Annotated in this window: 22 protein-coding genes; 15 read left to right on the top strand and 7 right to left on the bottom strand. The window is 46.4% G+C overall.

Annotation, left to right across the window (positions count from 1 at the left end):
* Positions 1–286: 286 nt before the first annotated feature.
* From BCT27_RS00675 to BCT27_RS00655, 5 genes are all read left to right on the top strand, one after another.
* A complete protein-coding gene (locus BCT27_RS00675; RefSeq protein WP_102316105.1) occupies positions 287–1,279 on the top strand; it encodes an ABC transporter substrate-binding protein in 993 nt (330 codons plus the stop codon).
* Between the two features lie 122 nt (positions 1,280–1,401).
* Positions 1,402–2,301 carry an ABC transporter permease gene (locus BCT27_RS00670; RefSeq protein WP_017012346.1) on the top strand — a complete coding sequence of 300 codons (900 nt, stop codon included), beginning with the start codon at positions 1,402–1,404 and terminating at the stop codon, positions 2,299–2,301.
* A complete protein-coding gene (locus tag BCT27_RS00665; protein WP_102316104.1) occupies positions 2,294–3,556 on the top strand; it encodes a quaternary amine ABC transporter ATP-binding protein in 1,263 nt (420 codons plus the stop codon). The genes BCT27_RS00670 and BCT27_RS00665 overlap by 8 nt, the downstream gene beginning before the upstream one ends.
* 257 nt (positions 3,557–3,813) lie before the next feature.
* Positions 3,814–4,788: an endonuclease/exonuclease/phosphatase family protein gene (locus tag BCT27_RS00660; protein ID WP_241908476.1), complete on the top strand. Its 975-nt coding sequence runs from the start codon at positions 3,814–3,816 to the stop codon at positions 4,786–4,788.
* An 85-nt stretch (positions 4,789–4,873) separates the two neighbouring features.
* Positions 4,874–5,725, top strand: coding sequence for a substrate-binding periplasmic protein (locus BCT27_RS00655; protein ID WP_241908475.1), 852 nt, complete (start codon positions 4,874–4,876; stop codon positions 5,723–5,725).
* A gap of 86 nt (positions 5,726–5,811) precedes the next feature.
* Here the strand turns inward: BCT27_RS00655 and BCT27_RS00650 are convergent, their stop codons facing one another.
* The 3 genes from BCT27_RS00650 to BCT27_RS00640 form a co-directional block, all read right to left on the bottom strand.
* Positions 5,812–6,078 (bottom strand): hypothetical protein, encoded by a 267-nt coding sequence (locus BCT27_RS00650; protein ID WP_102394742.1) that lies wholly within the window; start codon positions 6,076–6,078, stop codon positions 5,812–5,814.
* A gap of 132 nt (positions 6,079–6,210) precedes the next feature.
* Positions 6,211–7,038: an alpha/beta fold hydrolase gene (locus tag BCT27_RS00645; RefSeq protein ID WP_102394741.1), complete on the bottom strand. Its 828-nt coding sequence runs from the start codon at positions 7,036–7,038 to the stop codon at positions 6,211–6,213.
* A gap of 209 nt (positions 7,039–7,247) precedes the next feature.
* The gene (locus BCT27_RS00640; RefSeq protein ID WP_017012352.1) at positions 7,248–7,568 is read right to left on the bottom strand and encodes a hypothetical protein; all 321 of its coding nucleotides are present in this window, start codon (positions 7,566–7,568) and stop codon (positions 7,248–7,250) included.
* A 351-nt stretch (positions 7,569–7,919) separates the two neighbouring features.
* Between BCT27_RS00640 and BCT27_RS00635 the strand changes: the two genes are divergently transcribed.
* Together BCT27_RS00635 and BCT27_RS00630 are read left to right on the top strand one after the other, a co-directional pair.
* Complete coding sequence (locus BCT27_RS00635) at positions 7,920–9,914, top strand: methyl-accepting chemotaxis protein (RefSeq protein ID WP_102392396.1); 1,995 nt, start codon at positions 7,920–7,922, stop codon at positions 9,912–9,914.
* A gap of 102 nt (positions 9,915–10,016) precedes the next feature.
* On the top strand, positions 10,017–10,964 hold the full coding sequence (locus tag BCT27_RS00630) for a sensor domain-containing diguanylate cyclase (RefSeq protein ID WP_102394740.1): 948 nt from the start codon (positions 10,017–10,019) through the stop codon (positions 10,962–10,964).
* 66 nt (positions 10,965–11,030) lie between these two features.
* On the opposite strand, the gene BCT27_RS00625 is transcribed toward BCT27_RS00630, so the two are convergent.
* Together BCT27_RS00625 and BCT27_RS00620 are read right to left on the bottom strand one after the other, a co-directional pair.
* Positions 11,031–11,360 (bottom strand): DMT family transporter, encoded by a 330-nt coding sequence (locus BCT27_RS00625; protein ID WP_371734715.1) that lies wholly within the window; start codon positions 11,358–11,360, stop codon positions 11,031–11,033.
* Between the two features lie 266 nt (positions 11,361–11,626).
* Positions 11,627–12,148: a DUF3332 domain-containing protein gene (locus tag BCT27_RS00620; protein ID WP_102316097.1), complete on the bottom strand. Its 522-nt coding sequence runs from the start codon at positions 12,146–12,148 to the stop codon at positions 11,627–11,629.
* 346 nt (positions 12,149–12,494) lie between these two features.
* Between BCT27_RS00620 and BCT27_RS00615 the strand changes: the two genes are divergently transcribed.
* Positions 12,495–12,695 (top strand): DUF2986 domain-containing protein, encoded by a 201-nt coding sequence (locus BCT27_RS00615; protein ID WP_102316096.1) that lies wholly within the window; start codon positions 12,495–12,497, stop codon positions 12,693–12,695.
* Between the two features lie 192 nt (positions 12,696–12,887).
* The gene (locus BCT27_RS00610; RefSeq protein WP_102394739.1) at positions 12,888–14,702 is read left to right on the top strand and encodes a M3 family oligoendopeptidase; all 1,815 of its coding nucleotides are present in this window, start codon (positions 12,888–12,890) and stop codon (positions 14,700–14,702) included.
* A 72-nt stretch (positions 14,703–14,774) separates the two neighbouring features.
* On the opposite strand, the gene BCT27_RS00605 is transcribed toward BCT27_RS00610, so the two are convergent.
* Both BCT27_RS00605 and BCT27_RS00600 read right to left on the bottom strand, forming a co-directional pair.
* The gene (locus tag BCT27_RS00605; protein WP_102394738.1) at positions 14,775–16,367 is read right to left on the bottom strand and encodes an ABC-F family ATPase; all 1,593 of its coding nucleotides are present in this window, start codon (positions 16,365–16,367) and stop codon (positions 14,775–14,777) included.
* 253 nt (positions 16,368–16,620) lie between these two features.
* The gene (locus BCT27_RS00600) at positions 16,621–17,352 is read right to left on the bottom strand and encodes a DUF3047 domain-containing protein (RefSeq protein WP_102394737.1); all 732 of its coding nucleotides are present in this window, start codon (positions 17,350–17,352) and stop codon (positions 16,621–16,623) included.
* 292 nt (positions 17,353–17,644) lie between these two features.
* Between BCT27_RS00600 and BCT27_RS00595 the strand changes: the two genes are divergently transcribed.
* The 6 genes from BCT27_RS00595 to codB all read left to right on the top strand — a co-directional run bounded on the left by BCT27_RS00595 (position 17,645) and on the right by codB (position 24,919).
* Positions 17,645–19,483: a GGDEF domain-containing protein gene (locus BCT27_RS00595; protein ID WP_102394736.1), complete on the top strand. Its 1,839-nt coding sequence runs from the start codon at positions 17,645–17,647 to the stop codon at positions 19,481–19,483.
* A gap of 421 nt (positions 19,484–19,904) precedes the next feature.
* The gene (locus BCT27_RS00590) at positions 19,905–20,924 is read left to right on the top strand and encodes a sensor histidine kinase (RefSeq protein WP_102394735.1); all 1,020 of its coding nucleotides are present in this window, start codon (positions 19,905–19,907) and stop codon (positions 20,922–20,924) included.
* The gene (locus BCT27_RS00585) at positions 20,912–21,661 is read left to right on the top strand and encodes a LytR/AlgR family response regulator transcription factor (protein WP_102394734.1); all 750 of its coding nucleotides are present in this window, start codon (positions 20,912–20,914) and stop codon (positions 21,659–21,661) included. Before BCT27_RS00590 ends, BCT27_RS00585 begins: the two co-directional genes overlap by 13 nt.
* A gap of 161 nt (positions 21,662–21,822) precedes the next feature.
* On the top strand, positions 21,823–22,491 hold the full coding sequence (locus BCT27_RS00580) for a hypothetical protein (RefSeq protein ID WP_102316089.1): 669 nt from the start codon (positions 21,823–21,825) through the stop codon (positions 22,489–22,491).
* A gap of 207 nt (positions 22,492–22,698) precedes the next feature.
* The gene (locus BCT27_RS00575) at positions 22,699–23,232 is read left to right on the top strand and encodes a DUF4136 domain-containing protein (protein WP_102392403.1); all 534 of its coding nucleotides are present in this window, start codon (positions 22,699–22,701) and stop codon (positions 23,230–23,232) included.
* A gap of 448 nt (positions 23,233–23,680) precedes the next feature.
* Entirely contained in the window at positions 23,681–24,919 is a 1,239-nt protein-coding gene (codB, locus tag BCT27_RS00570; protein ID WP_102394733.1) for a cytosine permease, read from the top strand.
* Positions 24,920–24,925 lie beyond the last annotated feature (6 nt).

The raw sequence follows: 24,925 nt of genomic DNA, 5'->3' as shown, positions 1-24,925 counted from the left end.
TGTCGTTATACCTTCAATATTTTTCAACAGATTCATTAAGTTACTTACATCTTAAGCACCATGATTTTCGTCAATATCACTTAGTGCACGAAACATTTTTTATTCAAAATGTAACAAGCGTGCAGAAAGAGTCGGTCTATTTTGTTATGATTACGTCTGTTGCCTATATATTTATCAGCACGTTAAACCAGAATGTTGATAAATACATAGTGCAAACTCACCAAGCCAAATGATTAGAGTTGTATTTAATCCCTTTGGCAAAGGGACACTAATGAGAGGGATCTCCATGAAAAAACTATTGACCACGTCAGCCCTATTGCTTTCAGCGATGCCAATGGCCAGCTATGCATCTGAGTGTGGCAAAGTCACCATCGCAGACATGAACTGGAACTCCGCAACCGTTATCGCAAACATCGACCGCTTCATCCTAGCGAACGGTTATGAATGTGATGCAGAGCTTGTGCCTGGCGATACCATGCCAACGGGCACGTCCATGATTGAAAAAGGCGAACCTGACATCGCACCTGAATTCTGGAGTAACTCACTCAAGGCTGCGTTGGATAAAGGTGTAGCAGAAGGTCGCTTGCGCTACGCAGGTAAGACACTTTCTGAAGGTGGCGTCGAAGGTTTCTGGGTACCAAAATTCTTGGTCGATAAAGACCCAAGCATCGCAACCATTGAAGGCGTTAAGAAAAACGCAAACCTCTTCAAGCACCCAGAAGACCCATCAAAATCTGCATTTTACGGCTGTCCTGCTGGTTGGAACTGTCAAATCTCCTCAGGCAACCTTTTCAACGCACTTAACCTAGAAGAAGAAGGCTTTGAGCTGATTGATCCAGGCTCAGGCGCAGGTCTGTCTGGCTCGATTGCGAAAGCCTACGAGCGTGGCGAAGGCTGGTTTGGTTACTACTGGGCACCCACTGCTGTACTGGGTAAGTACGAAATGGTGAAAGTAGACTTTGGTTCAGGCATTGACGAAGAGCACTTTAAAACCTGTACGACTGACGCAGAATGTCTTGACCCTAAACCAACCATGTATCCGCCTTCAGCGGTAGATACCGTTATTACAGAAAGCTTTGCTAAACGTGCACCTGAAGCTGTTAGCTACCTCGCTAACCGCTCATTCACGACAGCTGATTTGAACAGTCTGCTTGCTTGGATGGAAGAAAACCAAGCAGATGGTGAAATTGCAGGCGAGTACTTCTTGAACAACCACGCTGACATTTGGTCTCAGTGGGTGTCTCCTGAAGTCGCGAAGAAAGTGAAAAGCGCGCTTTAATCTTTCTTGCTAAAAAGTAGGCTGACCTACGTCAGCCTACTTTTGTATCTACGCTATTGCAGCACCAACACAGTTATTCATGTACTTTCAATTACTATAAAAACAGAGGACGTTGTACTGTTATGGCAGACAATAATTGGTTAACGGAATTTCCAGAGATGGAGCGCTCAGACCTTCTCGCTATCCGTAAAACCCTCGATGGCGCTTATCGTGAATTCTCACGAAACTACGGCGAAACCATCGAATCATTCTTCGATCCCCTTCTCGCGTTTCTCATTTGGTTTGAAAAACTGCTCCTTGGCACGCCATGGTTCATCATGATTGGCGTTCTTGCTCTCATTTCATACTTAGCTAGCCGCTCATGGAAACTTGCCGTGAGTGTCATCGTAGTGTTCTCCGCCATTGGCTATTTCGGCATGTGGGAAGACACCATGCGGACCATGAGCATTATTCTCGTGTGTACCATGGTCGCCATTGGACTCGGCATCCCCATCGGTATTGCGATGGCGCGCTCAAACCGCATTCAATCTATCGTCACGCCGTTACTCGACGTGATGCAAACCATGCCAGCATTCGTTTACCTCATTCCCGTCGTTATGTTGTTGGGTATTGGTAAAATCCCAGGGGTTATCGCCGTGGTTATCTATGCGATCCCACCCGTGATACGACTAACAAACCTTGGTATTCGATTGGTTGATAAAGAAGTGCTAGAAGCCGCAACAGCATACGGTGCAAGCCCCTCACAGCGCTTGTTCGGTGTTCAGCTTCCGCTTGCAATGCCAACCATTATGGCGGGCATCAACCAAACAATCATGATGGCACTTGCCATGGTGGTTATTGCCTCAATGATCGGTGTGAAAGGCCTTGGTCAACCGGTATTGAAATCCATCACCAACCAGTACTTTACGCTTGGACTGATTAACGGTCTCGCTATTGTGGCGCTGGCGATTATCTTCGACCGCGTATCACAAAGTTATGCAAAACGTTCGCAGCAGCACCTAAGCGGAGGCCACCATGAGTAGTACCGAGAAACCATTGATTCAGATTAAAGGCCTCTACAAGATCTTCGGCAAAACACCGCAAAAGGTGATGCCTGATGTAATGGCAGGGAAATCAAAAGACGACATATTGGCTGATACTGGCCACACCGTGGGTCTTCAACAAATCGACCTAGACATCCAGCGCGGTGAAATCTTCGTGATCATGGGCTTGTCAGGCTCAGGTAAATCGACCCTGATTCGCCACTTCAACCGTTTGATTGAACCTACCGAAGGTCAAATCATCGTTGAAGGCGAAGATGTCATGAAGCTCAATGAAAAAGAGCTCCAAGACTTCCGTCGTCACAAAATGTCCATGGTATTCCAACGCTTTGGTCTCATGCCGCACCGCACAGTGATTCAAAACGTCGCTTATGGTTTACAGGTCCAAGGTGTCCCTAAACCAGACCGCGATAAGAAAGCCGCAGATTGGCTGGAAACCGTCGGGCTTGGTGGTTACGAGCAGCAATACCCCTCTCAGCTTTCGGGTGGTCAGCAACAACGTGTTGGTCTCGCTCGCGCGCTATGTACTGATGCTGAAATCCTTTTGATGGATGAGGCCTTCTCAGCACTCGATCCACTGATTCGAAGCGAAATGCAAGATCAGCTTATCGATCTGCAAGAGAAGCTGCACAAAACCATCATCTTTATCACCCACGATTTAGATGAAGCGCTTCGCCTAGGCGACCGCATTGCTATCTTGCGTGACGGTAAACTCATTCAACAAGGCCGCCCTGTCGAGATTCTGCTTAACCCAGCTGATGACTACGTGGAAGCCTTCGTGAAAGACGTTAACCGCGCTCGCGCATTGACCGTTGATACCGTGATGAAGCCGCAGAGTTGCCGCATTAGCGCTGACACCATTGGCGAAGCCATTACGCAGATGCGCCAAGCGAAAGCCGAACACGCCTACTACGTGAATGATGATGGCTATCAAGGTGCATTGCGTCGTGATCACCTTGAATCGGTCGATTCGTCGCAACACGGCGAAGCGATTGATGACTCCGTATTGGAAGCAGTACCCGGTATTCAGTCTGATGCGCTGTTGGAAGCCGTTATTCCTGATACGCTTGAACATGAATTGCCGTTACCTGTTTTAGATGGAGACGGTGAAATTCAAGGTGAGCTTTCTCGTGCTAATTTGGCAGAAGTGCTGAGTGACCAATCCTCTGCAGCAGTAGAAGATAATACAACCGGTCAAGACACGCCAAAAGACGGTGATGTAAAAGCCTCCGCGTAACAATACAGCGCTTCTTGACTCCCCCTCAAGAAGCGCTCCTTTTAACTCAACGTGTTACATCTCTCACACCTCGACCTTCGCCCCACTCGCACATCTCGATCTTCACACATACTTTTCGACCTGCTGACAGGTTGATTGGACAGAATTCGCTATAATGTAAACACGCTTTTCAATCGCGAGACAAAACCGTGTTCGCAACCAATAGCAGAAGTTCCTTTGCACACAGTGCCTTTGGCTTAAAACTCGCCACGATAAATTTGTTTAATTTTATCGAGCCGCCGGGTGCCTTTTACGAATTCAGCAATATCTATACCGAAGAGCAATGGCATCAGAAACGTGCTTGGCTGAATCGTTACATCGGTAGCTACCAACCCGATATCATCGCATTTCAAGAAGTGTTCAGTGCCAGCGCTTTGAAGGCGCTGCTAGAACCGCTTGGCTATCGCTTCTTTTCTGTGGTTGATGAGCCAGAACCCATCGATGAGTATGTGTACCGAAGCCCTGTGGTGACCTTGGCTTCTCGCTACCCCATTCTTAGCGCCTTGCCACTTCGCGCCGACCCAGAACTCTCTCTAAAGTTGGGAATGAATGAAGACTTTGAATACAGCCGTCTTCCATTGTTCGCAACGTTAGAACTGCCCTCATTGGGGCAAACAGATGTGTACGTCGTGCATTTGAAATCTAAACGGCCAATGACAGAAGAAAAAAAAGAGGGCGTGGAACGTACTCTTCATGATTCAATTTGTGCCGAAATCAGTGGTTCATGGGCATCTTCCATTCAACGAGGATCTGAAGCCTGTCACTTGATGGCGTCAATCCTTACACGGCGCTCACACACCAACAATCCCGCTATTGTGATGGGTGACTTTAACGATGATATCAACAGCGAAGTATTAAGCGCTTTTCACATGTCAGGCCTACGCTCAATCACGGAAGACATGGCTGACCTACCCCTCTCACACTATCAGATGCATGACAGCTGGGATCTTTATGTAAAAAACATCGAAGATTCAAGTTTGGACCGCCCAAGCACACACTACTTCCATGCTAAAGGTTCTGTGCTCGATTACATTTTGCTTTCTAACGAATTCAACAGTAGCGACCCTGCCAGCATTGCTGAAGTTGGGGATTTTCATTGCGAAGATAAGCACTTAGTTAACCCAAAATTCGATCACGACACTTACAGCAGCGACCACGCCATCGTCAGTGTCACCATCTCACTTCGTCAATAATACAGCCACTTTACGCAGCGGGGATGGGCATCTCCCTGATCACATTAAGAACACTGCGCGACCACAAGGCTTAGGGACACATTAAATGACGCATGGAACGATGCGAGAGACTGTATGTTGGTGTTTATCAAATACCAATCAGAGAGATAATGGCAATCCTGCATTGGTCATTACGACAATAAAGCGCGTTATGATGGGTGTGTTTTTGTTCGTTCTTTCGGCATCTGGGTTGTACGCAGAGGAACGAAAAAACGAAGAGATCATTATCGTCAGCGAATCATGGGCCGATGCGACAGAAAAAGATGGCACAGGTTTGTATTGGGATATCATGCGCCAAATCTATGAGCCCCTTGGCTATAACGTCACCAACTTCACCACGAACTATTCTCGCAGCGTCTACCTTGTTCAAACCCAAAAGATGGATATCTTTCTTGGATCGTATATTGATGAGCAAGAGGACATTCTTTATCCGCGCTGGCATTTCGATGCAGAACACGTTGCAGCCGCCTACAAACCTTCAGTGATAAAGGATTGGCAAGGCCAAGAAAGCCTTCAAGGGCGCACCGTCGGATGGGTAAAAGGGTATGGTTATGACGAATATCTTGTGCGGACCGACTTTGCGATTCAAGAGGTGAAAAATCGCCGTCAGGGCTTATCACTGGTAGATTCAGAGCGTATTGATATGTTGATCGACGCGTACTCTGAAATTGAAGAAGCATTTCAAGAAAACAATAAAGTCGACCGCCGTGATTTTGCCGTGTCCGTCCTGACAAATCTCAAGCTTTATCCTGGGTTTTCAGATAGCGAACGCGGAAAAGCGCTGCGGGACATTTACGATAAGCGCTTTGAGCTGCTGCTATACAACGGTCAAATCGCCACACTATTTGAACAGTATGAGTGGGAATTCTTCCCGTTTGAGGTAACAAGCGATAAATAGCCTGCGATGAATTTAACGTAAAAAAACGCCACGCATTTTTTGCGCGGCGTTTCTTATCACGTTAGGTGCGCTTAACGAAGGTGCTATTAACGTGTTTCTGTCACGTCTTGATAATCACCATCGATCACTTGACCACGATGCGGAGGCTGAGGACCAAAACCACGCTCATGTGGTTGCTCAAATTGTTGCTGAAATTGCTCAGCTTGTTGCGCTTGAACTTTACGCAACTTTTTCATAATGAAAGGTTTTGCAATCAGTGCGCTGACAGAGACAAAAAGTCCAAGTACTGCAGCAAACACCAATGTAAAGAAGCCTAGAATAAGCGTAATCACACTAATCAGGATTTGTTTCATGTTGATTCCCCGTGGATTAAAATCGTGTTGGCTTCCTTTCATGCTCTCTTTTTAACAGACAACATGCGCTGAATCACTAAAATGCACTTCCCTCACTCATTTTTCAAGGGTGCTTTACAGATATTTACATTATCAGGCCTCATTGCTGCCCTCATGAAGCAAAGGCACAGCCAGCAACGCTTTAATTTCACCAACCAACAAAGGCACGTTCTGCCACAAGACAAAATGCCCTTCATCTTCGATCATCTTTAACGTTGAACTGGGCAGTTTACGCTTACCAAACAGCGAATTACCAGGATCGGCAATGTCATCTTCCTCTCCATGAACCAAGACGACAGGAATCGATAAAGCCTCCCAATCTTGCTCTGCCAGCTTTTCCAGCTCACTTTCAAGCTCCATCATTTCAATGTTCGACAACAGCATATCGTTGGGCAAGATCCAGTGTGCCAAAATGGTATCAGCCAAATAGTTGTACCACTTAGGGGATTCCAACGCAGGGTCTAACGCAGGCGCGACCAACAACGCCCCATCAATTTCATCTGGGTACAACAATGCCGCTTGCAGTGCGATAGGACCACCCAATGAGTGCCCCACCAAAAAGGTAGGTTTATCACTGCGCACCAAAATAGGCATGAGCGATTCAGCTTGTGCTTTGAGAGACGTTTGAACCGGCTTAGGTGAAGCACCAAAGCCAGGTCGATCCACCGCGATCAAGTGATAAGACTGCAATGCAGCATCATTCAAGTAATCATCATAGCCTTCTTTACTGCCTGGCGAGCCGTGAATAAAAATGATGCGTTGGGGTGCGTCTACATTCCCCGCCTCGAGGAATGACACCTCATCTGTTTTCAACACTTGCAGCGCGGATACTGTCGAGTTCGTCGCCGTCAATGACACTGTACTCAGCCCTACGAGCCCAACAAATAATAGACCGAGCGATACTTTTAGCCTTTTTCTCACGTAATGCCCTTTTCCGCTTTCCTATAACGCTGCCATCAACGACGCACAGCGCATATATCAAATCCCTGCTTAATCAGACCAGATAAACGCGAGCTTTGTTCGTCTTATTAATGACTTTTAATGGCAACGTCGCACCTGCCACTGTGTTCACCCCCCGATGCCCACAAAAAAACCTGCCTTTGGGCAGGTTTTCAATCTGAGCAACCGCCTTAGTCGTTGCGGTCACGAGGAAGCACCACGCGTTTGCTGATTTCTCTTCCGTCTGTCGTTACGGCTGAAAAAGTCCCTGACCGAGTGTAAGGCTGCTCCGCCATGACAAACACGCGACCATTCTCTGACGTAACATGCTCGGTCTGTGTGCCCGATAGCGATACCGTCGCTCCCTCAACAGGCTCACCATTTTGAAGCACTTGAACCCACGAACCCGACGTTACCGTCACAACACGCAAGTCGAGATCATTTCCCATTGTTCCTGCAAATACTGAAGATGATGCTGCCAGTAATCCCACTGCAATGATGATTTTTCTCATTATTGACTCTCCATTTCAAAGCAAGCAACACGTCAACTATGTGCTCGTCTTTGCCTTAAAGATAGAAGTGAACAGCATGAACTTCCATACAAGATGTTTGTTCGATTCATTCAAAAAATATGAATGAAATCAGCATGACAGATAGAGAAAACCTTCAAGAACCGGCCTACTCGTCCCTTCGTCTCACGCGACTGAAGAACAGACACAGATCATGAAGTCGGCTTCGAATGACATATTTTTGTCATAAAACACGTAGCACTGTGCGCTTCTGTCCTACATTTAAGACATTGAATATAAAAACACTTACACACCCAGCCGTTCCGAGGTGCAAACGTCGAAACAGGAGACGACATGTTCAATGCACTACCAAACACAATAAAAGCCCAACTTCATGGGATTGTCGCGATGATAGTGGTCTCTGTTGGCGTCTTCGCGCTCACCTTTTTCCTCTCTTTCAAGCAACTGAGTGTGTTGGACACCGCCTCTGTCGACATATTGAAGAGCCAAACGTCGGTGCTGATGCTTCGTCGCCACGAAAAAGACTTCATGGCGCGCAATGACCTGAAGTACAAAGATCGATTCGATGCGGAATATCAGTACTTACGCGACACCCTTACAAGCGCGCGAGCGAAAATGAACAGCCTAGACATGTCTGGGCAGCAAGCTATCTCCGAGATGTTGTTAACACTAAGAACCTACCAACTCGACTTTGAGGCGTTAGTGAATCAACGCATCACCGTCGGTGTTGACCATCAAAGTGGATTACAGGGATTGGCCCGCAATGCCTCCCATCAATTGGAAAAAGAAATTAAGGACATCTCAGACAATGCCCTTCACAACCAACTATTGATGTTAAGGCGTTTTGAAAAAGACTTTCTTCTGCGACTTGATGCCAGTTATGTCAATAAATTTAATGACTTGTATTTAAACATCCAATCACAAATCACTTCTGGCGATATGCCTGTCGGCCAGCGATTGATCATGCAGACCTCTCTGCGTAAATACCAAGACTCCTTCAATGAACTTGCGTTAGGGATGGCACAGATTGGCCTTTCCCCCCAAGAAGGGCTTCACGGCAGCTTACGCGCGTCTGTTCAAAAAACAGAAAAGCAGATGAAAGGGCTCAGCGAAGATCTGGTCACAGCGATTAAAGAAAGGGAAAGTTCCGTCACAACGCGTATCACCACGGTCGGCGGCCTCTTGGCTGTTTTGGTATGTTTTGCACTCACCATGGTCACCCGACATGTCACGATGAAAGTGTCAAAAGCCAACCACTTGATGAAGAAGATATCAGAAGGTAACAGTTCACTGGATGTACGTATGCAAATGCCAGGCAATGATGAACTGTCTCAGTTGGCGAACCACTTCAATCGGTTCATTTCAAAACTCCAATACACCATGGAGAAAATCGCCAGTATTTCTTATCAACTCTCATCCAATGCCAATCAAAGTCTGATACTTGCTGGGAAAACAGCCACTAACGCTGAACGTCAGCGAGAAGAATCAGAAACAGTGGCAACTGCAATGAACGAAATGACAGCCACCAGCAAAGACATTGCGCAAAGTGTTGCTCGCGCTGCGTCCGTCGCCACAGACCTTCAAGCGTCGGCAAAAACGGGTCGCAACGTAAACAGACAAACATCACTTAAAGCCAATGAACTCTCAGAAAGCATGTTAAGTGCAAGTGAAAACATGCATCAACTCGACAACGATAGTGAAGAAATAGGCTCAGTGATTGATGTAATTCGCGCCATTACTGAACAAACCAACCTCTTGGCACTGAATGCGGCCATTGAAGCGGCACGCGCTGGCGACCAAGGTCGAGGCTTTGCTGTTGTCGCAGACCAAGTGCGAGAGCTTGCAATGAAAACCCATGAATCTACCGACGAAATCACCAAGATCATTGAACAGCTCCAACAAGGCATTCGACACAGTGTCGATGTCATGAATCAAAGTAGTGATATGGCGAACGTTAGTGTCAAACAATCAAAAGACGGCGCAAATGTCATGAACGCCATGGTGGATCAAATTGAAGACATCGCGGGGCAGAACTTACAAATCGCAACCGCTTCGGAAGAACAAACGGTGGTGACGGAGAGCGTTGATAGAAACATTGTTGCTATTGCTGATTTGGCTGCTGCTACGTCGAAAGCAGCGAAAAAATCGAACCAATCGGCACATACAATTGAATTACTCGCCGCAGAACTCAACCTTCTCGTGCGCCGATTCACTCACAGTTCTGGCCAGCAGATCACATCGATGTCGGCCAAGTCAGAAGGCGATGAAGAAACGGCGTCGGAACCAACAGCAACTCCCGACGGCTTAGCGCCTAAAACCGCGAGCTAACGCGCTTAACAATACTTATCCTTGATTTTTTTGAGGGATTAAACATGGGTTATCTCATTGTGTTCTATAGTTTTAGAAGGCATGGAACACTTTGGATGACTCATGAAAAAGCCCGCCCTTCCTTCAAATGAAATGCAACGCATTCAGGCACTGCATCATCTCAATGTTTTGGATACTGGCGCAGAAGAACGCTTTGATCGATTAACGCGCCTTGCCCAACAACTCTATGCCTGTGATGAGGCAATGATCAGCTTCATTGATTCAAAACGCCAATGGGTAAAATCTCAAGCAGGACAATACCCCAAAGAGATACCTCGTGAATTATCATTCTGTGCCCACGCAATCTTGTCCAATGACCCACTGATCGTTAATGATGCAAGCCAAGACCCTCGTTTTGCCAATAATCCTTGGGTAGTAGGCGAACAGCATGTGCGTTTCTACGCTGCTGTGCCGCTTAGACACAGCAATGGCACCGTCATCGGCAGCATCAGTATTTGGGACAGTGCGCCTCGCGATTTCTCCGCAGAAGAAATCACCAGTTTGAAAGATATCGCCGATCTTGTTGAACACGAATTAGCAGCAATGGAAATGTCTACGCAAGATTATCTCACCGGACTTCTCAATGAAGCAGGGTTTACCGTATTGGCGCAGAACAGCCTCAACATGTGCGACCGTATGGAACTGCCTGTGAGCTTGGCCTATTTCGATTTAAAAGACATTGCCAGAATCAATCAAAAGCATGGCAATAAAGAAGGTGATCGCGCACTGGCGTTTTTTGGGGAGTTATTGCAATTCGGATTTAGAAATTCTGATGTGCTTGGTAGGCTCGCTAGCGATAAATTTGTGGTGTTAATGTCCAACACCTCATTAGAGAGCTCTAACGACACGTTACAACGTTTCAAAGAACGCGTAGAGCGCTCTGGCGAGGAAAGGAACCTCAACTATCACATCGAATACAATGTGGGATTGTCTTGGGTAGACGACAAAGGGCACTATGACCTTGATACCCTGTTTAACGCTGCCCGTTCAGAGGTGCTCGAGTCGAAGTAGCGGGGTAATGTCAAAGTAGCATGGTGATGCTACGCAAGCACCACGCCGCCAGAATATAAGATGGGCTCAGTGAACAACTGAAGAAAAAAGGTTAATAATCACCACGCCCGCAATGATCATTGACATGCCTAGCATCGCCGGTAGGTCAAGCTGCTGACCATGCCATAGCCATGCAACCATCGATACAAGAACAATCCCCGCAGCACTCCAAATCGCATAGGCAATGCCTAACGGCATCACTTTTACAGTCAACGACAGTAAGTAAAATGAAATGCCATAGCACACCAACACAACGGCAGTGACCACTGGTTGAGTGAATGAATTGGTTTTCGGCATCATGGATGTCGCAATGATTTCGAAAAGAATCGCCACCGACAAAGAAACGTAGGGTGGCAATGTTGTCATTAGTTTGATCATCAGAACCTCTTCCTCTCGACAAGAAGTTTCGTGCGTCCTTTCAAATTTTCACGCTTGCCCTTACACCCACGCCCAATCATCACGCATCTCTCAATACAACTCTTTCGATAAATAGATACGTCATGTCAGAACGTTACGGTATACGCGCCTTAGAACAGCAAAAACAACAAAGCCCCACCAATGATGGCAGGGCCTTCAACCCAAGCAAGCTAACGCTGCAGGGGTGTCATGTTTCTCGTGCTAAATTATACGCGATTTGCAGCGTAGTTGTTTAGCTCTTCAACAGAAACCGCAGAGATAAACTCACCGTCTAGGTAGAAGTTTACCATGTCGCCTTCTTTCTCGCCGCGCAGTGTCTGCTGAGTGCCGTCAGCGTAGCTAACTGCCATCTCTAGCGTTTTATCATCGATCTGCTGAACATCAGCAGAAGAGATTTTGATAGGCGCAGTGGTTAGGTCTTTATCAAGTTTCTGGTTGATACGGAAAATCGCGTTTGCAGGCATGTCTGCAACCGCTGGAGATTTACCAGAAATAGGGTTAGTACCTGTCCAGAATTCAATTGAGTTGAAGATGAACAAGTCAGCCGTTGCAGCAATACCGTAAACTGGGCTCATCAAAAGATACAGGCCTGCACGTGCATAGCGGTTGTCCACAGCGGTAAGGTTCAATTTCATCACCATGCCTGATGTTGCCATCTGACCGATACAACCTGTTAGAGAAACAGTTAACATCGCTGTAGCAACAGCTTTAATCGCGAATTTTTTCATGATTTAACACAACATTAGTAGAAAAGTTCGCGAAGTATACAGACAAAAATTCTGTATGGAAGAGGCCAATAAAAATAGGCACCCCGCAAAACAAACAGCGCATTAACAAACCCATTTGAGTGTATTTTCAACGTTGTTAGCGTGCTGTTAAAAAGCCCTTTACATAACAATCGCTACCAAGCATTCATTAATGCATGTTATTTACATTTCCTCGCCAAATTTGAAACACGATCAAGAAAAGAAAATTGGCTGTTTTTGACGCATTCGATAACAGTAATACAGTCTTACTTGAGTTCCTCACGTGTTCTCCTTAGAATCCCCCTCCCTTCGAAGAGGTAATGACCCGATGAACAGAAAGAAAAAAGTAAATCAGATCCTTAAAAGCCGCGCGAAAAAGAAGAGTGCGAAGCTAAAAACAAGCAACAAGCCTAAGTACATCTCAAAAGCTGATCGTGAAAAAATGGCATTGGAAGCAGAGCAAGGCCTAAACGCGGACACCACAGACGCGGTATCAGTTTCTGTTGAAGAAGTAGACAACAAGGCCTAATTGCCAACTACTTATATGATATAAAACGTTTTAAAAGCGACTGCCAATACGGCGCATTCGTAACGACCTGCCCTTTGAATTCCGCTACACTGCGTTAAACAAACGCACTGATACTCAAACACCCTCAAAATGTTGGCATCAACATAGATTGCGCATGGAGAGGCTGTTTGGGTCTAGAAGAAGGGAACGGAAATGACTGCGCCAAGTTGGGACTTCTCATTTGTCTACCAAGGTCTTTCAGACCGCGCGATCACCGCGGATCTCACTCAAAGCCAAGACCTCCTCAATACCTTAAAAAATCACCCAGCATCTTCAGTTGAAGACTGTCAGCACGCCCTGTCGCTGTTTGACCAAATCACGAATTTAATGCTTTCCGTCGCCAACTACGCTTCATGCCTTTCAAGCGTGGATGCCACCGACGATCAAGCAAAAGCACTGGTGATAAAATGCGACGTTTTGTTTTCATCATTAAGCCAAGCCTTTAGCCCGTTCGAAAGTTTGCTCGCAGCCAGCGATGAAGCTTTCTTTGACTCCGTGCTTGCTGGCTCAGATGAGTCTGGCTCTTATCAACGCCATGCATTTCGCCTATCACGTCTTCGCCACCAGCAAACATACCGACTATCTGTCCCTGAAGAGCAATTACTCTCCGCCATGCAAGTTGATGGCAAGAATGCTTGGGGTCGGCTGTATGACGACATCACTGGCACGTTGAAAGTGACCTTAGTGATGGAAAGTGGCAAAGAAGAAATCATGGGACTGTCGCAGGCCGCTAGTCTGCTGTATGGCAACGACAGCGAACGCAGAGAACCAGCATGGCGCGCAATTCGTCACGCAATGGGACAACAGGACATCACCTTCGCAGCGATCCTGAATGCCATTGCTGGCAACCGCCTCACCGAATATGAAAAACGCAGTCACACTCGCCCTTTGCACTTTCTTGCCCCTGCACTTGAAAGCAGCCGTATTGAGCAGAAGACACTCGATACCATGATGGGTGTGGCGAAACAAAGCCAAGCACTCGGCAGACGCGCAGCAAAAGCCATGGCTACCCTCTTTGGCACATCAACGCTAACGCCTTGGGATGAATTAGCAGCAATGCCTGAACTGAAAAACGGGGAAGAGAAAGCGCCCTCTGCGACATACAGCTTTGAAGAAGCCATTGTCATTATTCGACGCGCTTTTTCGGCTGTGAATCCAGAAATGGCAGACTTCGTGGACATGATGGTGCGGGAGAACTTGATTGATGCCGCCGCGCAGCCTAACAAGAGCATGGGCGCATACTGCACCAAGATCCCGAAAACCCGCACGCCACTCGTGTTCATGACATGGGGAAACAGCATGTCAGACGTGCTAACACTGGCGCATGAACTCGGCCACGCCTTCCACAATTGGGTAATGAAAGACATGCCTTTCGTTGAAACCCAATACCCAATGACATTGGCTGAAACCGCGTCAATCTTTGCCGAAAATGTAGTAAGAGATGCTTTGCTTGAAGAAGCCAAAAGTGAACAAGACACCTTACTGATGCTATGGGAAGAAGCGCAAACTGCCGTGGCGTTGCTGCTTAACATCCCCGTTCGTTTTGAATTCGAACGGGCATTTTACGAAAAACGCCAAGAGGGTGAATTAACACCTTCGCAACTGCGCACATTAATGGCCGACACATGGAAAGCCTGGTACGGGGATGCCATGTCAGAACCGAACGACCTCTTCTGGGCCACCAAACTGCACTTCAGCATCGCGGAAATCAGTTTCTACAACTACCCCTACCTTTTTGGCTATCTGTTCAGCACAGGCGTTTACGCGCGCCGTGAAGCCAAAGGGAGTGCGTTCTACGAGGATTACAAAGCACTTTTAAAAGACACGGGCAGAATGACCGCCGAAGACGTGGCGAAAAAACATTTGGGCGTAGACATTCAAGACAGCGCATTTTGGCTGGAAAGCATCGCGATTGCAGAGAAACGTATTTCTGCATTCGAAGCGGTATTAGCCACCAGACAACACTAACGAGTCATAGAATGCCACAAACAAAAACACCCGCGAATGCGGGTGTTTTTTTCTCAGCGAGTGAAGCGAAGCTTATTCAATCACGCCGCGAGAACTCAGGAACTCTTGGTAAGTGCCCTTGAAGTCGGTAATTTTACCGTCACGGATCTCGATGATACGCGTGGCAATAGAGTCAACAAACACACGGTCATGCGAAACGAAGAACAAGGTTCCTTTGTACTGCTCAAGTGCCGTGTTCAACGATTCGATCGATTCCATGTCCATGTGGTTAGTTGGTTCGTCCATCAGCAACATGTTTGGCTTGTGCATCATTAGTTTACCAAGCAACATGCGGCCTTGCTCACCACCAGAAATCACTTTAACCGATTTCTTAATGTCATCTTGTGAGAACAATAGGCGACCGAGGTAACCACGAACCACTTGCTCGTCATCACCTTCGTTTTTCCACTGAGACATCCAATCAAACAGGTTCATGTCTTCCGCGAAATCTGAAGCGTGATCTTGCGCGTAGTAACCAATGTTTGAGTTTTCAGACCACTTAAATTCACCCGATTTCGGAGCTAGGCGACCCGCAAGCGTGTTAAGTAGCGTTGTTTTACCCACACCATTCTGACCAATGATGGCAACGCGCTCACCCACTTCAAAAATACCGCTCAGACCAGAGAACAGCATGTCATCAAAACCTTGTGACAGGTTTTCAACTTCCAACGCGTTACGGAACAATTCTTTCGATTGTTCAAAACGAATGAATGGGTTTTGACGGCTTGATGCTTTCACTTCATCAAGTTTAATTTTGTCCATTTGCTTCGCACGAGACGTCGCTTGCTTCGCTTTAGAGGCGTTTGCAGAGAAACGTGCAACGAAGGTTTGCAGTTCAGCAATCTGTGCTTTTTTCTTCGCGTTGTCAGACAGTAAACGATCACGCGCTTGAGACGCAGCAGACATGTATTCGTCGTAGTTACCGTAGTAAACACGTAGCTCGCCGTAATCCAAGTCAGCCATGTGAGTACACACAGAGTTTAGGAAGTGACGGTCGTGCGAGATGATGATCATGGTGCAGTTACGCTCGTTCAGCGTCTGCTCCAACCAACGGATGGTATCGATATCCAAGTTGTTCGTTGGTTCGTCAAGAAGCATGATGTCTGGGTCTGCAAACAGAACTTGCGCCAAAAGCACACGTAGTTTCCAACCTGGAGCAACGCTGCTCATCAAACCAAAGTGTTGCTCTAGCGGAATACCTACCGACAACAGCAATTCACCTGCGCGAGATTCTGCGGTGTAACCGTCCATCTCAGCGAATTCTACTTCAAGGTCAGCAACGCGCATGCCGTCTTCTTCTGTCATTTCAGGCAGCGAGTAGATACGGTCACGTTCTTGTTTAACTTCCCAAAGCTCTGCATGACCCATGATAACGGTATCAATAACAGTGAATTCTTCGTAAGCAAACTGGTTCTGGTTTAGCTTAGCGACGCGCTCGTTAGGATCAACGCTAACGTTACCTGCAGAAGGCTCAAGTTCACCGCTCAGGATCTTCATAAATGTTGATTTGCCGCAACCATTTGCGCCAATCAAACCATAACGGTTTCCTTCACCGAACTTCACCGAGATGTTTTCGAAAAGAGGTTTTGCGCCAAATTGCTGGGTAATGTTAGCTGTACTAATCAATGCGATTATCCTGAACAGTGAGTAAAAATCGCCGAAAGAGTACAGAGTTCCCCCTCTTACTTCAAGCAAACACGGGATCGAGTTCACGATATCTTTTTTATCACCGTGCTATTGAGGAAAAGAACAAGGTATCACAAGCGCCTATTTCTGCCGCATGGCGGTGATTTTTCGCACAATATCGATTGCAAGCGAGAAGCGAGTCAGTGTGTACGAGACATTCCAATCACATCAAGAAAGCAAACACGGCCTTTTGTTAAGGCATGCCTTCTGATTCTGGTTTTTCTTGGCGTTTGGCAGAGAAAACGATGGGTGACAAGGTTGCGCGGGTTTGGCTTAACGAATTATCACTGTCTGACATTATCGCGACGGCATTGACCGTGTTATAGGTTTCCCCATAAATGCGGGCAAAATCTTCCTGCACATTGCGTTGCGCAAATTGCCATGTATCTCGCTCTGTGCCGCTGCTGGCTGCCAACATCATAAAATGGTCAGGGGAATAGGGATTAGGCCAACTCGCCCCTACAGGCGATTGCTGAGACCACACATACACGATGGTTTGACTGCTCATCACAGTAAACCCAGGTTGGATAACGACAGAAATGCGGATCGCGAAATCATCGCCTTGCTTAGATTTCTCGTTTTCTACCTGCGGAAACTGCGCGACCTTCCAGCGCCAAGACATCCAAGGCATTGCGCCTATATCAATGTCTTGCTCCATCATCACGGCGGATGCCGACCTTTCGCTTTTTGCATTCAACAGGTAATACGGAACGCCGCTAGCTGCCTCTTGCTGAAACAATGCATAGGCAGTTTGGCCTTTAAAGGATTTCCGCTCCCAGTCAGAGAACGTTGAGTAATCGATAGAGAAAGATTGCATCGCAAACAAAGCGGTCGACATCAACATGAAAAAGCAAACCAGCACATAGCAAAACCATCGCATTGAATACGTTAGATTTACGCTATATCGAGAACCTAGAATTGCCATCACATTGCCCTTCGCTTCATCCCTGCTCTTAAAAGCTTAACGCACGCCCCATATTGACGTGAAGATATAGGATGGCAGATAAACACACAGTCCCGATAACTAAGCACCTTGATTTACCAACAGCTTTTCTTTTTGATGCATATCTAAAATTACGCTACCTGCCACAATTCGAACGAAAACGCCTCATTTTCCATAACTTAAATACCCACACTGTAACTACACTTAGGCAATGGTTTGTTTCAATAACTAAACACTCCCTTCCATTTAGAGACAAAGAGTAGCTAGGTTGTTTATGAAAACATTGTTTAAAAAGAGGGTGGCGCACACTCCTTACTTTTTCCGCGTTTGTAACGCACTAGGGTTGTTACTTTCTATCGCTGCGCTCTCCCCTTTCAATGCATCCGCAAATACGCCATCACTTTCAGATACCAAGCATGTGCTTTACATCAATTCATATCATCAGGGTTATGCATGGAGTGATGGCATCGAGAAAGGGCTGCGTGACACGTTCGCGGCGACGCGTGACACCATCGAAGTATCAACCATTTACTTAGACTCCCAACGCTATTCCCAAGAAGCACTAACCGCATTGACGGCAGAAATGGTCGCACTGAAAAAAAATGAAAAATTGATCGATCTCATCGTGGTCTCTGATGCACCCGCGATTGAATTTACCTTAGACAATCAAACCTCTCTTTTCTCACGTAAACCTATCGTCGCCACGTCGATAGGAGACTATCCGAGCATAGAAAAAACATCAGACTCATCCATTACCGGCATTTCCGCACTCGCTGATTACAAAGCCCCCATTGATCTGGCACTTTCGCTGCACCCGAACACCCAATCCATTGTGTTTGTTGGTTCGAAAAAAGCGCACCACAACCAACGTTTGCTAAACACCATTCAGGTTGACGTTATTCCTCGACTCAGCGATTACGCCGTCAAAACACTCGTCGATGAGCCCCTATCCTCATTGCAATCAACGCTAGATGCGCAGCCGTCGAATACCTTGGTTTTCTTATTGAGCGATACGTTTTTAATAAATGCTGAACTTGACGGGCTAAACAGCGCAACATACAGCCCTGCAGAAACTGCACGCATCGTGTCTTCAATGACGAACCTGCCCGTCTACAGTTTCTGGCATGCGCATTTAGGTCACGGCATTATTGGCGGTCAATTCGCAACCGGGTTTAGCCAAGGTAAAGCCGCTGCACAGCTCGCTGTGTCCTTACTGGAAAACCAGTTTTTAACGGGATCAACCTCAACCGAAGACTATCCATTCAAACAGGCGCCGGCCGCACTATTTTTTGATGCAGAAGTAACGGCGAAACACGGCATCTCAACCGCGTCATTACCCAACGGGGCGAGAATCATTAATCCGCCAACGCCCATTTGGCAGGTTTATAAAACCGAAGTGCTAGTGACACTCATTGTGGTGTTTGCCCTGATCTCTGCAGTGCTGGGGTTCTTCCTACTTACCCGCCGACAAAATGACACCATTCACCATATCAGCGATGAAAACTCTGAATTAAATCATGCTCTTGATGTAAATAAAGAAACGCTAGACATCGTTGAACACCAATTGGAAGAGGTGACCACAGTCGACCCCCTAACAGGGTTAAGTAATGACAAGCATTTCAACAATATGCTCGACAAAGAATTGAAGCGCGCCACACGCTATAAAACATCGTTGAGCTTGCTCTTGTTGACCTTCGATGACTATAGCGATTTTGTTGGTGTGTACGGCGAAAGTAACGCTGAGAAGCAACTTGCCAAAATGGGGAAAATGATTGCGACAAGTTGCCAGCGCTCATCAGATTTGTTGGCTTATCGTGGTGAGGGGAGTTTTGCCATTATCCTCCCGCATACGACATGCGATAATGCGCTCATCGTTTGCGAAAAACTGCATGACCAATTAAAGAAAGAGGCGCTTCCATTTGGTCAATCTCAGACAGGCATGATGACGATCAGCATTGGTGTTTCGTCCATGGAAGGTAATGAACAGAATGTCTTCCCAGACGCTATGCTGTTCCTCAGTAAAGCGATGTGCGAGGAAGCTCAAAAATATGGTGGAAACGTCACCCGTTCGGCCTTAGTAAGCACCGATATCGCACCCAACACTTCTGAGTAAGAGGTCACAATAATGGGTTAAGCGTGAAAAACAGGTATCTCGCTTAACCCAAATACCCACCATTTATCCGCATAACACTCCGTTTATCTCAGCCCGCTAGTAACGTGAAGATTTTCAGATAAATTCAATCCCGTTGGCCACTGTTTCCACCCAATTTTATATAGAAGAAATACACCCAACGTGCATCCAATACCCTTATCAAAGGCGATCAACGCATACTTATCGCCTCTTTTTTTGCGTGGCATTTATACATTTAAAATATGAATGGTTTAAAGCTACGGCGTAATGACGTCAAAATAATAAACAACCATGACCAATAGTGTTAAATCTCGACGGTTATCACATCAAGTTTAACCAGATTGGTATTTCAGTTAGCAGAAATAAAATCTATTATCACTGCTACGTTTTCAGGTAGCTTAAAATGTTGAATTTCCGAAGATATGTCGATCAATCACAGCTTATTCTAACGTCTATTGTCTGCATTATTATTGCTTTATGCACACAGTACATCTTTGAAGGTGCATTGTTTTTTCACCTCACTATTTCGTTTGGATATGGCGCAACCTTTGTCTTCTTTAACACCTCTTTTTCGAATGCATTCCCTCACTGGTCAGACAATAAAAAGATAGGGGCGACTATCGCGTTTGGCTTGGTCTTTGGCGCTGCCAACATGTTGGTTTGGATATATATTCGACGGGGAGTATGGAAGTGGGAGCTCTTGTTTCCTGTTTTACTTGCCACGGCGTGTATCGCGCTCTTCATGCTATTTTTCTTCTTTGCCAGAGAGCGAGCTGGGCGCGCAGAATCTGAGCTGAAAGACATCCAACTTCGACAAGCTGAACAAGAAAAGGCATTAATTAATAGCCAACTCAGAAACCTGCAAGGCCAAATGGAACCCCATTTTTTATTTAATACCCTCGCAAATATACAAGTACTCATTGACAGTGATGCGAGCAAAGCGAAAAAGCTCCTTGAGAAGATCACCGATTTATTACGAGCCAGTCTCAAACAACAGCGACAAGATGCCATTTTTATCGGAGATGAAGTTAAATTACTGGATAGCTATTTATCCATTCAGCAAATACGTCTATCCGAACGCATGTCATACGAAATCGTGATTGATGAAAATATTGCTGCTCAAACGAAATTCCCGCCGTTTCTGATTCAACCCGCCGTGGAAAATGCAGTAGTACATGGCATAGAGCCTTCCGTCAAAGGCGGCTTTATTCGGTTGCACTTTAAACAGGAAGGCCCACAGCTCATCATTGAAGTGACAGATAACGGTCTTGGATTTAACGACGCCTCAAAAGGCCACGGCCTCAGCATGAAGAACGTTCGAGAAAGACTCGCTGCGCTCTACGGACAAAACGGAAAGCTTGAACTCATTCCGCACAAGGATGGCGGTTTTACAACAAGGATATCTTTGGTATGCGCGCTTTAATAGCAGACGATGAACCCCTACTTCGTCATCATCTCAGTAAACTTCTTGGCGAAGTCACGAGTGATATCGAGGTCGTTGCAAGCGTTAGCGATGGCCTTCAGGCTGTGGAGAAAATCAAAGAGCTACAGCCTGATGTGGTATTTCTCGATATTCGTATGCCAGGTCTCGATGGTTTGGCAGTTGCTGGCGCGATGAAAGAGTTGGGGACGTTTCCCCACGTCGTTTTTGTTACGGCCTACGATAACTACGCCATTGAAGCCTTTGAGAAAGGCGCCATTGACTACCTCGTCAAACCCATTGATGAGGGGCGGCTTCAGAAAACCTGCGAGCGATTAGTCAGTCAGCATAAAGAGCATGATCAACGAGACGAACTACTCAAGCTTTTAGAAAGCACCCATGACAATAAAGCGCCCCCCCTTCTATGGTTAAAGGCGGCGAAAGGTGACGACATACACTTGATTCACGTTGACGATGTTCAGTTGTTCAAAGCAGAAGATAAATACGTCACGGTGGTGACAGCAGATGCGGAATACCTTATCCGTACACCGCTGCGTGTTCTATACCAACGTTTGTGTCATGACACTTTCTGGCAAATCCATCGCTCTGCCATTGTGCGTGTCGCTATCATTGCCAGAGTATCAAGAGACATCACCGGTAAGATGTTTGTTGAAACTACTTCTGGTTCAACACGGCTCCCTGTCAGCCGAAATGCGCAAAGCTTATTTAAGCAAATGTAACGTAAGAATCAGCCTCATCGGCGCCAATAAACAATTCACTCAATGTGTCTGATTCTTTATCTCGATTATTCACTTTTTATCGCACTGGCCTACCCAAATTCGCAAAGCACAGTAGAGTAGCGCCATTGAATTCACCAATGAGATTAAAAGAAGGAAATCCTATGATTTACGCTTCTCGATCACTCTACTCATTGCTCGCCAGCGTTTTGTGTATTGGCATCATTGGCTATTCGTTGCAATTCACCAAAGTAAACGCTGACCCGCTCGCAGAGTCCCTGCAAGACACTTACATGGTGGCTGTAGACGGTAATCGAAAAGCGAGTGAGCAAGTGCTTAAAGCTGTTGAAAGCTTATTACATCAATACCCAGATGACCCACTACTTACCGCATACTACGGCAGTGCATTGGCGATAAAAGCAAGAGACACATGGATTCCTTGGTATCGAACCGATTACACACAACAAGGGATTGATAGCCTCAATAAAGCATTGTCACAACTCTCGGAAAGAAGCTATTCCACACCTTACTACGGATTAAATGAAGGTTTTTACATTCAGTCATTGGCCGCGATGACGTTCATCAACATGCCCGATTACTTTCATCAATCTTCCCGTGGATATGCCTTGCTTAAAGACATCATGTCTTCAGAAAACTTTCAATATTATCCATTTGCGCCACGCGCATGGATTCACTTTGGTGCAGTACAAGCAGCCTTAGCGTTGAACAACACCGCAGATGCCTCCAAATGGGCAAAGGAAATGTTTCAACTTGCCCCAACACACCCGATGACGGTTGAAGCGTTGCGTATCACGCAGCATATTGCTCACTGACCCTTCATTTATCTCGATGTCATTTTTCAGTTCTTGGCAACTTTGTGCATACTTCAGTGGTCTATATCTTTGTGGTCTATATCTACGTAGTTTATTGTTGCATCATTAACCCACAAACGCGTACCCAAACGTTCCGCATGTGTCACCATGACATTTGGGTCTTATTCATTTCATCTCGGGCATCCCCTTGGCCTAAAGGAATCTCTCATGTTGTCTAGGCTTACTCTTTTGTTGTTCTCAGTCGCGCTAACAGGGTGCGCAAGCAGTGTATACACCGACTACAGCTCGCAGTTTAATTTCGATGCCATTTCTTCGTTTGATATTACTCGTCAGTCATCAACATCCACGATTTCGTTAGACGACAACCGCATTCAAAAAGCCCTCTCCACAGAGCTCGTTGCAAAAGGGTTAACCCCTTCAACCGATCCAGAAAATGCGGATGTGACGGTGCAATATGCCATCGTGCCGAAAACAGAAAACGTGGCGTATGGTTCTTCGTTTAGCTTTGGTTATGGATTCAGGAACGTGGGCGTCGCGGCAAGCACACCAGTTCGCTTTGAAGAAAGATCTTATGGGCAGTTGGTCGTTGAAATGATCAACACGAAAACCGATGAAGTGGTTTGGAAAGCCTCGTCTAAAAGAAAGCTAACGGAATCGATGACGCCGGAGAGCCGACGCACTTTTATTCAAGAACAAATCGTCGACATGTTTGAGCAATACCCACCAAAACCTGACGCCTAACGCTAATGACCGCAACATTAACAATCACTTTCACGCAGTACGAGGCGAAGTTGTGAAAAACTCGCCTTTTACCTAATTCTGAGGTGGAATATTAACCAGCAAAAAAAGCACCACGCACAAAAGTGCCACGAAGCCCCCCTTTTAGGGTGAAGGCGGGATGAAAAATTGTCTGAGAATGCACACTCCACATCAATTGGTGTCATAAATGAGGAAATTAACATTCATCATATAAAAGCAACGGTTTACATCCGTTGTAAAATCACAAACACGCGATCCAAACAAAAATTAAAAGAGATAAATTACAGACACTTAAAAAAGTAAAATTAAAATCCCTCAACTTTCCGTACAAGTTAGATTGACTTCGTCATTTTGCACTATAAGATACCGCGCCGTTTACCCACACATCGTGATCCACGTGCGATTTTGATTTTGTTATATAGGTGTGAAAATGGCGACGGATAATAACTACAGTTTAGGGCCAGTTCCAATGGCAGCACGCAAGGGTGTGCTTTCGCTGACAATGGTTATGTTAGGTTTAACCTTCTTTTCAGCGAGTATGTGGACAGGAGGAACGTTAGGCACCAGCCTCTCATTTAACGATTTCTTCCTCGCAGTGCTTCTCGGAAACCTTCTCCTCGGTATTTACACTTCTATTCTTGGCTACATCGGCGCTTCATCTGGTCTCTCTACGCATCTTCTCGCGCGTTTTTCATTTGGTGCAAAAGGTTCTTGGCTTCCCTCACTCATTCTTGGCGGTACACAAGTCGGTTGGTTCGGTGTTGGCGTCGCCATGTTTGCCCTTCCCGTTCAAAAAGCAACGGGGATTGATACCAACATCCTCATTGCCGTTGCAGGACTGGCCATGACCGCCACGGTTTACTTCGGCATTGCCGCCCTCATGATTCTGTCTGCCATCGCTGTTCCAGCCATCGCCCTTCTCGGTGGTTACTCTGTTCTCGAAGCCATCGACAGTGTTGGCGGTATTGAGCAGCTCCAATCCCTCTCTCCTGAAAACCCAATTAACTTCTCCACGGCACTCGCACTTGTTGTTGGATCCTTTATTTCCGCAGGCACACTCACAGCAGATTTTGTTCGTTTCGGCAAAAGCCCACGTACTGCCGTGATCGTCACAATGGTTGCCTTCTTCATTGGTAACAGCTTGATGTTTATCTTCGGTGCCGCAGGCGGCGCAGCAACGGGCCAAGCCGATATTTCGGAAGTGATGATGATGCAAGGGTTGTTGATTCCTGCGGTTATCGTGCTGGGGTTAAACATTTGGACGACAAACGACAATGCCCTTTACGCATCTGGTCTTGGCTTTTCCAACATCACCGGTCTGCCAAGCAAATACCTTTCGGTCGCAAATGGCATTATCGGTACACTTTGTGCGCTTTGGTTGTACAACAACTTCGTGGGCTGGCTGACCTTCCTTTCAGCTGCGATACCGCCAATTGGTGGTATCATCATCGCCGATTTCATCAAGAACCGTGAACGCTACAAAGACTTTGCCAATGCAGAGTTTCAAACCGTCAATTGGGCAGCCATTGCCGGTGTCGCCATTGGTATTGCAGCAGGCCACTTGCTCCCAGGTGTTGTACCTTTAAATGCAGTACTTGGCGGCGCAATCAGTTTCTTGATTTTAGATATGCTAAACGCGAACAAACAAAACACTTCAACTCGCGTGTAAGAGGGT

Origin of the sequence: Enterovibrio norvegicus, from assembly GCF_002876705.1 — a bacterium.
Classification (GTDB): Bacteria; Pseudomonadota; Gammaproteobacteria; order Enterobacterales; family Vibrionaceae; genus Enterovibrio; species Enterovibrio norvegicus_B.
The sequence above is the reverse complement of the archived record's forward strand: the minus strand, read 5'-3'. Positions and strand labels throughout refer to the sequence as shown.

Bases quoted from the DNA above. Each gene is read 5' to 3' on its own strand.
- BCT27_RS00665 (WP_102316104.1), top strand. From the start codon at position 2,294: ATGAGTAGTACCGAGAAACCATTGATTCAGATTAAAGGCCTCTACAAG.
- BCT27_RS00600 (WP_102394737.1), bottom strand. From the start codon at position 17,352: ATGGCAATTCTAGGTTCTCGATATAGCGTAAATCTAACGTATTCAATG.
- BCT27_RS00630 (WP_102394740.1), top strand. From the start codon at position 10,017: ATGAAAAAGCCCGCCCTTCCTTCAAATGAAATGCAACGCATTCAGGCA.
- BCT27_RS00670 (WP_017012346.1), top strand. From the start codon at position 1,402: ATGGCAGACAATAATTGGTTAACGGAATTTCCAGAGATGGAGCGCTCA.
- BCT27_RS00640 (WP_017012352.1), bottom strand. From the start codon at position 7,568: ATGAGAAAAATCATCATTGCAGTGGGATTACTGGCAGCATCATCTTCA.
- BCT27_RS00590 (WP_102394735.1), top strand. From the start codon at position 19,905: ATGTTGAATTTCCGAAGATATGTCGATCAATCACAGCTTATTCTAACG.
- BCT27_RS00615 (WP_102316096.1), top strand. From the start codon at position 12,495: ATGAACAGAAAGAAAAAAGTAAATCAGATCCTTAAAAGCCGCGCGAAA.
- codB (WP_102394733.1), top strand. From the start codon at position 23,681: ATGGCGACGGATAATAACTACAGTTTAGGGCCAGTTCCAATGGCAGCA.
- BCT27_RS00585 (WP_102394734.1), top strand. From the start codon at position 20,912: ATGCGCGCTTTAATAGCAGACGATGAACCCCTACTTCGTCATCATCTC.
- BCT27_RS00655 (WP_241908475.1), top strand. From the start codon at position 4,874: ATGACGCATGGAACGATGCGAGAGACTGTATGTTGGTGTTTATCAAAT.
- BCT27_RS00620 (WP_102316097.1), bottom strand. From the start codon at position 12,148: ATGAAAAAATTCGCGATTAAAGCTGTTGCTACAGCGATGTTAACTGTT.
- BCT27_RS00635 (WP_102392396.1), top strand. From the start codon at position 7,920: ATGTTCAATGCACTACCAAACACAATAAAAGCCCAACTTCATGGGATT.
- BCT27_RS00580 (WP_102316089.1), top strand. From the start codon at position 21,823: ATGATTTACGCTTCTCGATCACTCTACTCATTGCTCGCCAGCGTTTTG.
- BCT27_RS00675 (WP_102316105.1), top strand. From the start codon at position 287: ATGAAAAAACTATTGACCACGTCAGCCCTATTGCTTTCAGCGATGCCA.
- BCT27_RS00610 (WP_102394739.1), top strand. From the start codon at position 12,888: ATGACTGCGCCAAGTTGGGACTTCTCATTTGTCTACCAAGGTCTTTCA.
- BCT27_RS00595 (WP_102394736.1), top strand. From the start codon at position 17,645: ATGAAAACATTGTTTAAAAAGAGGGTGGCGCACACTCCTTACTTTTTC.
- BCT27_RS00575 (WP_102392403.1), top strand. From the start codon at position 22,699: ATGTTGTCTAGGCTTACTCTTTTGTTGTTCTCAGTCGCGCTAACAGGG.
- BCT27_RS00650 (WP_102394742.1), bottom strand. From the start codon at position 6,078: ATGAAACAAATCCTGATTAGTGTGATTACGCTTATTCTAGGCTTCTTT.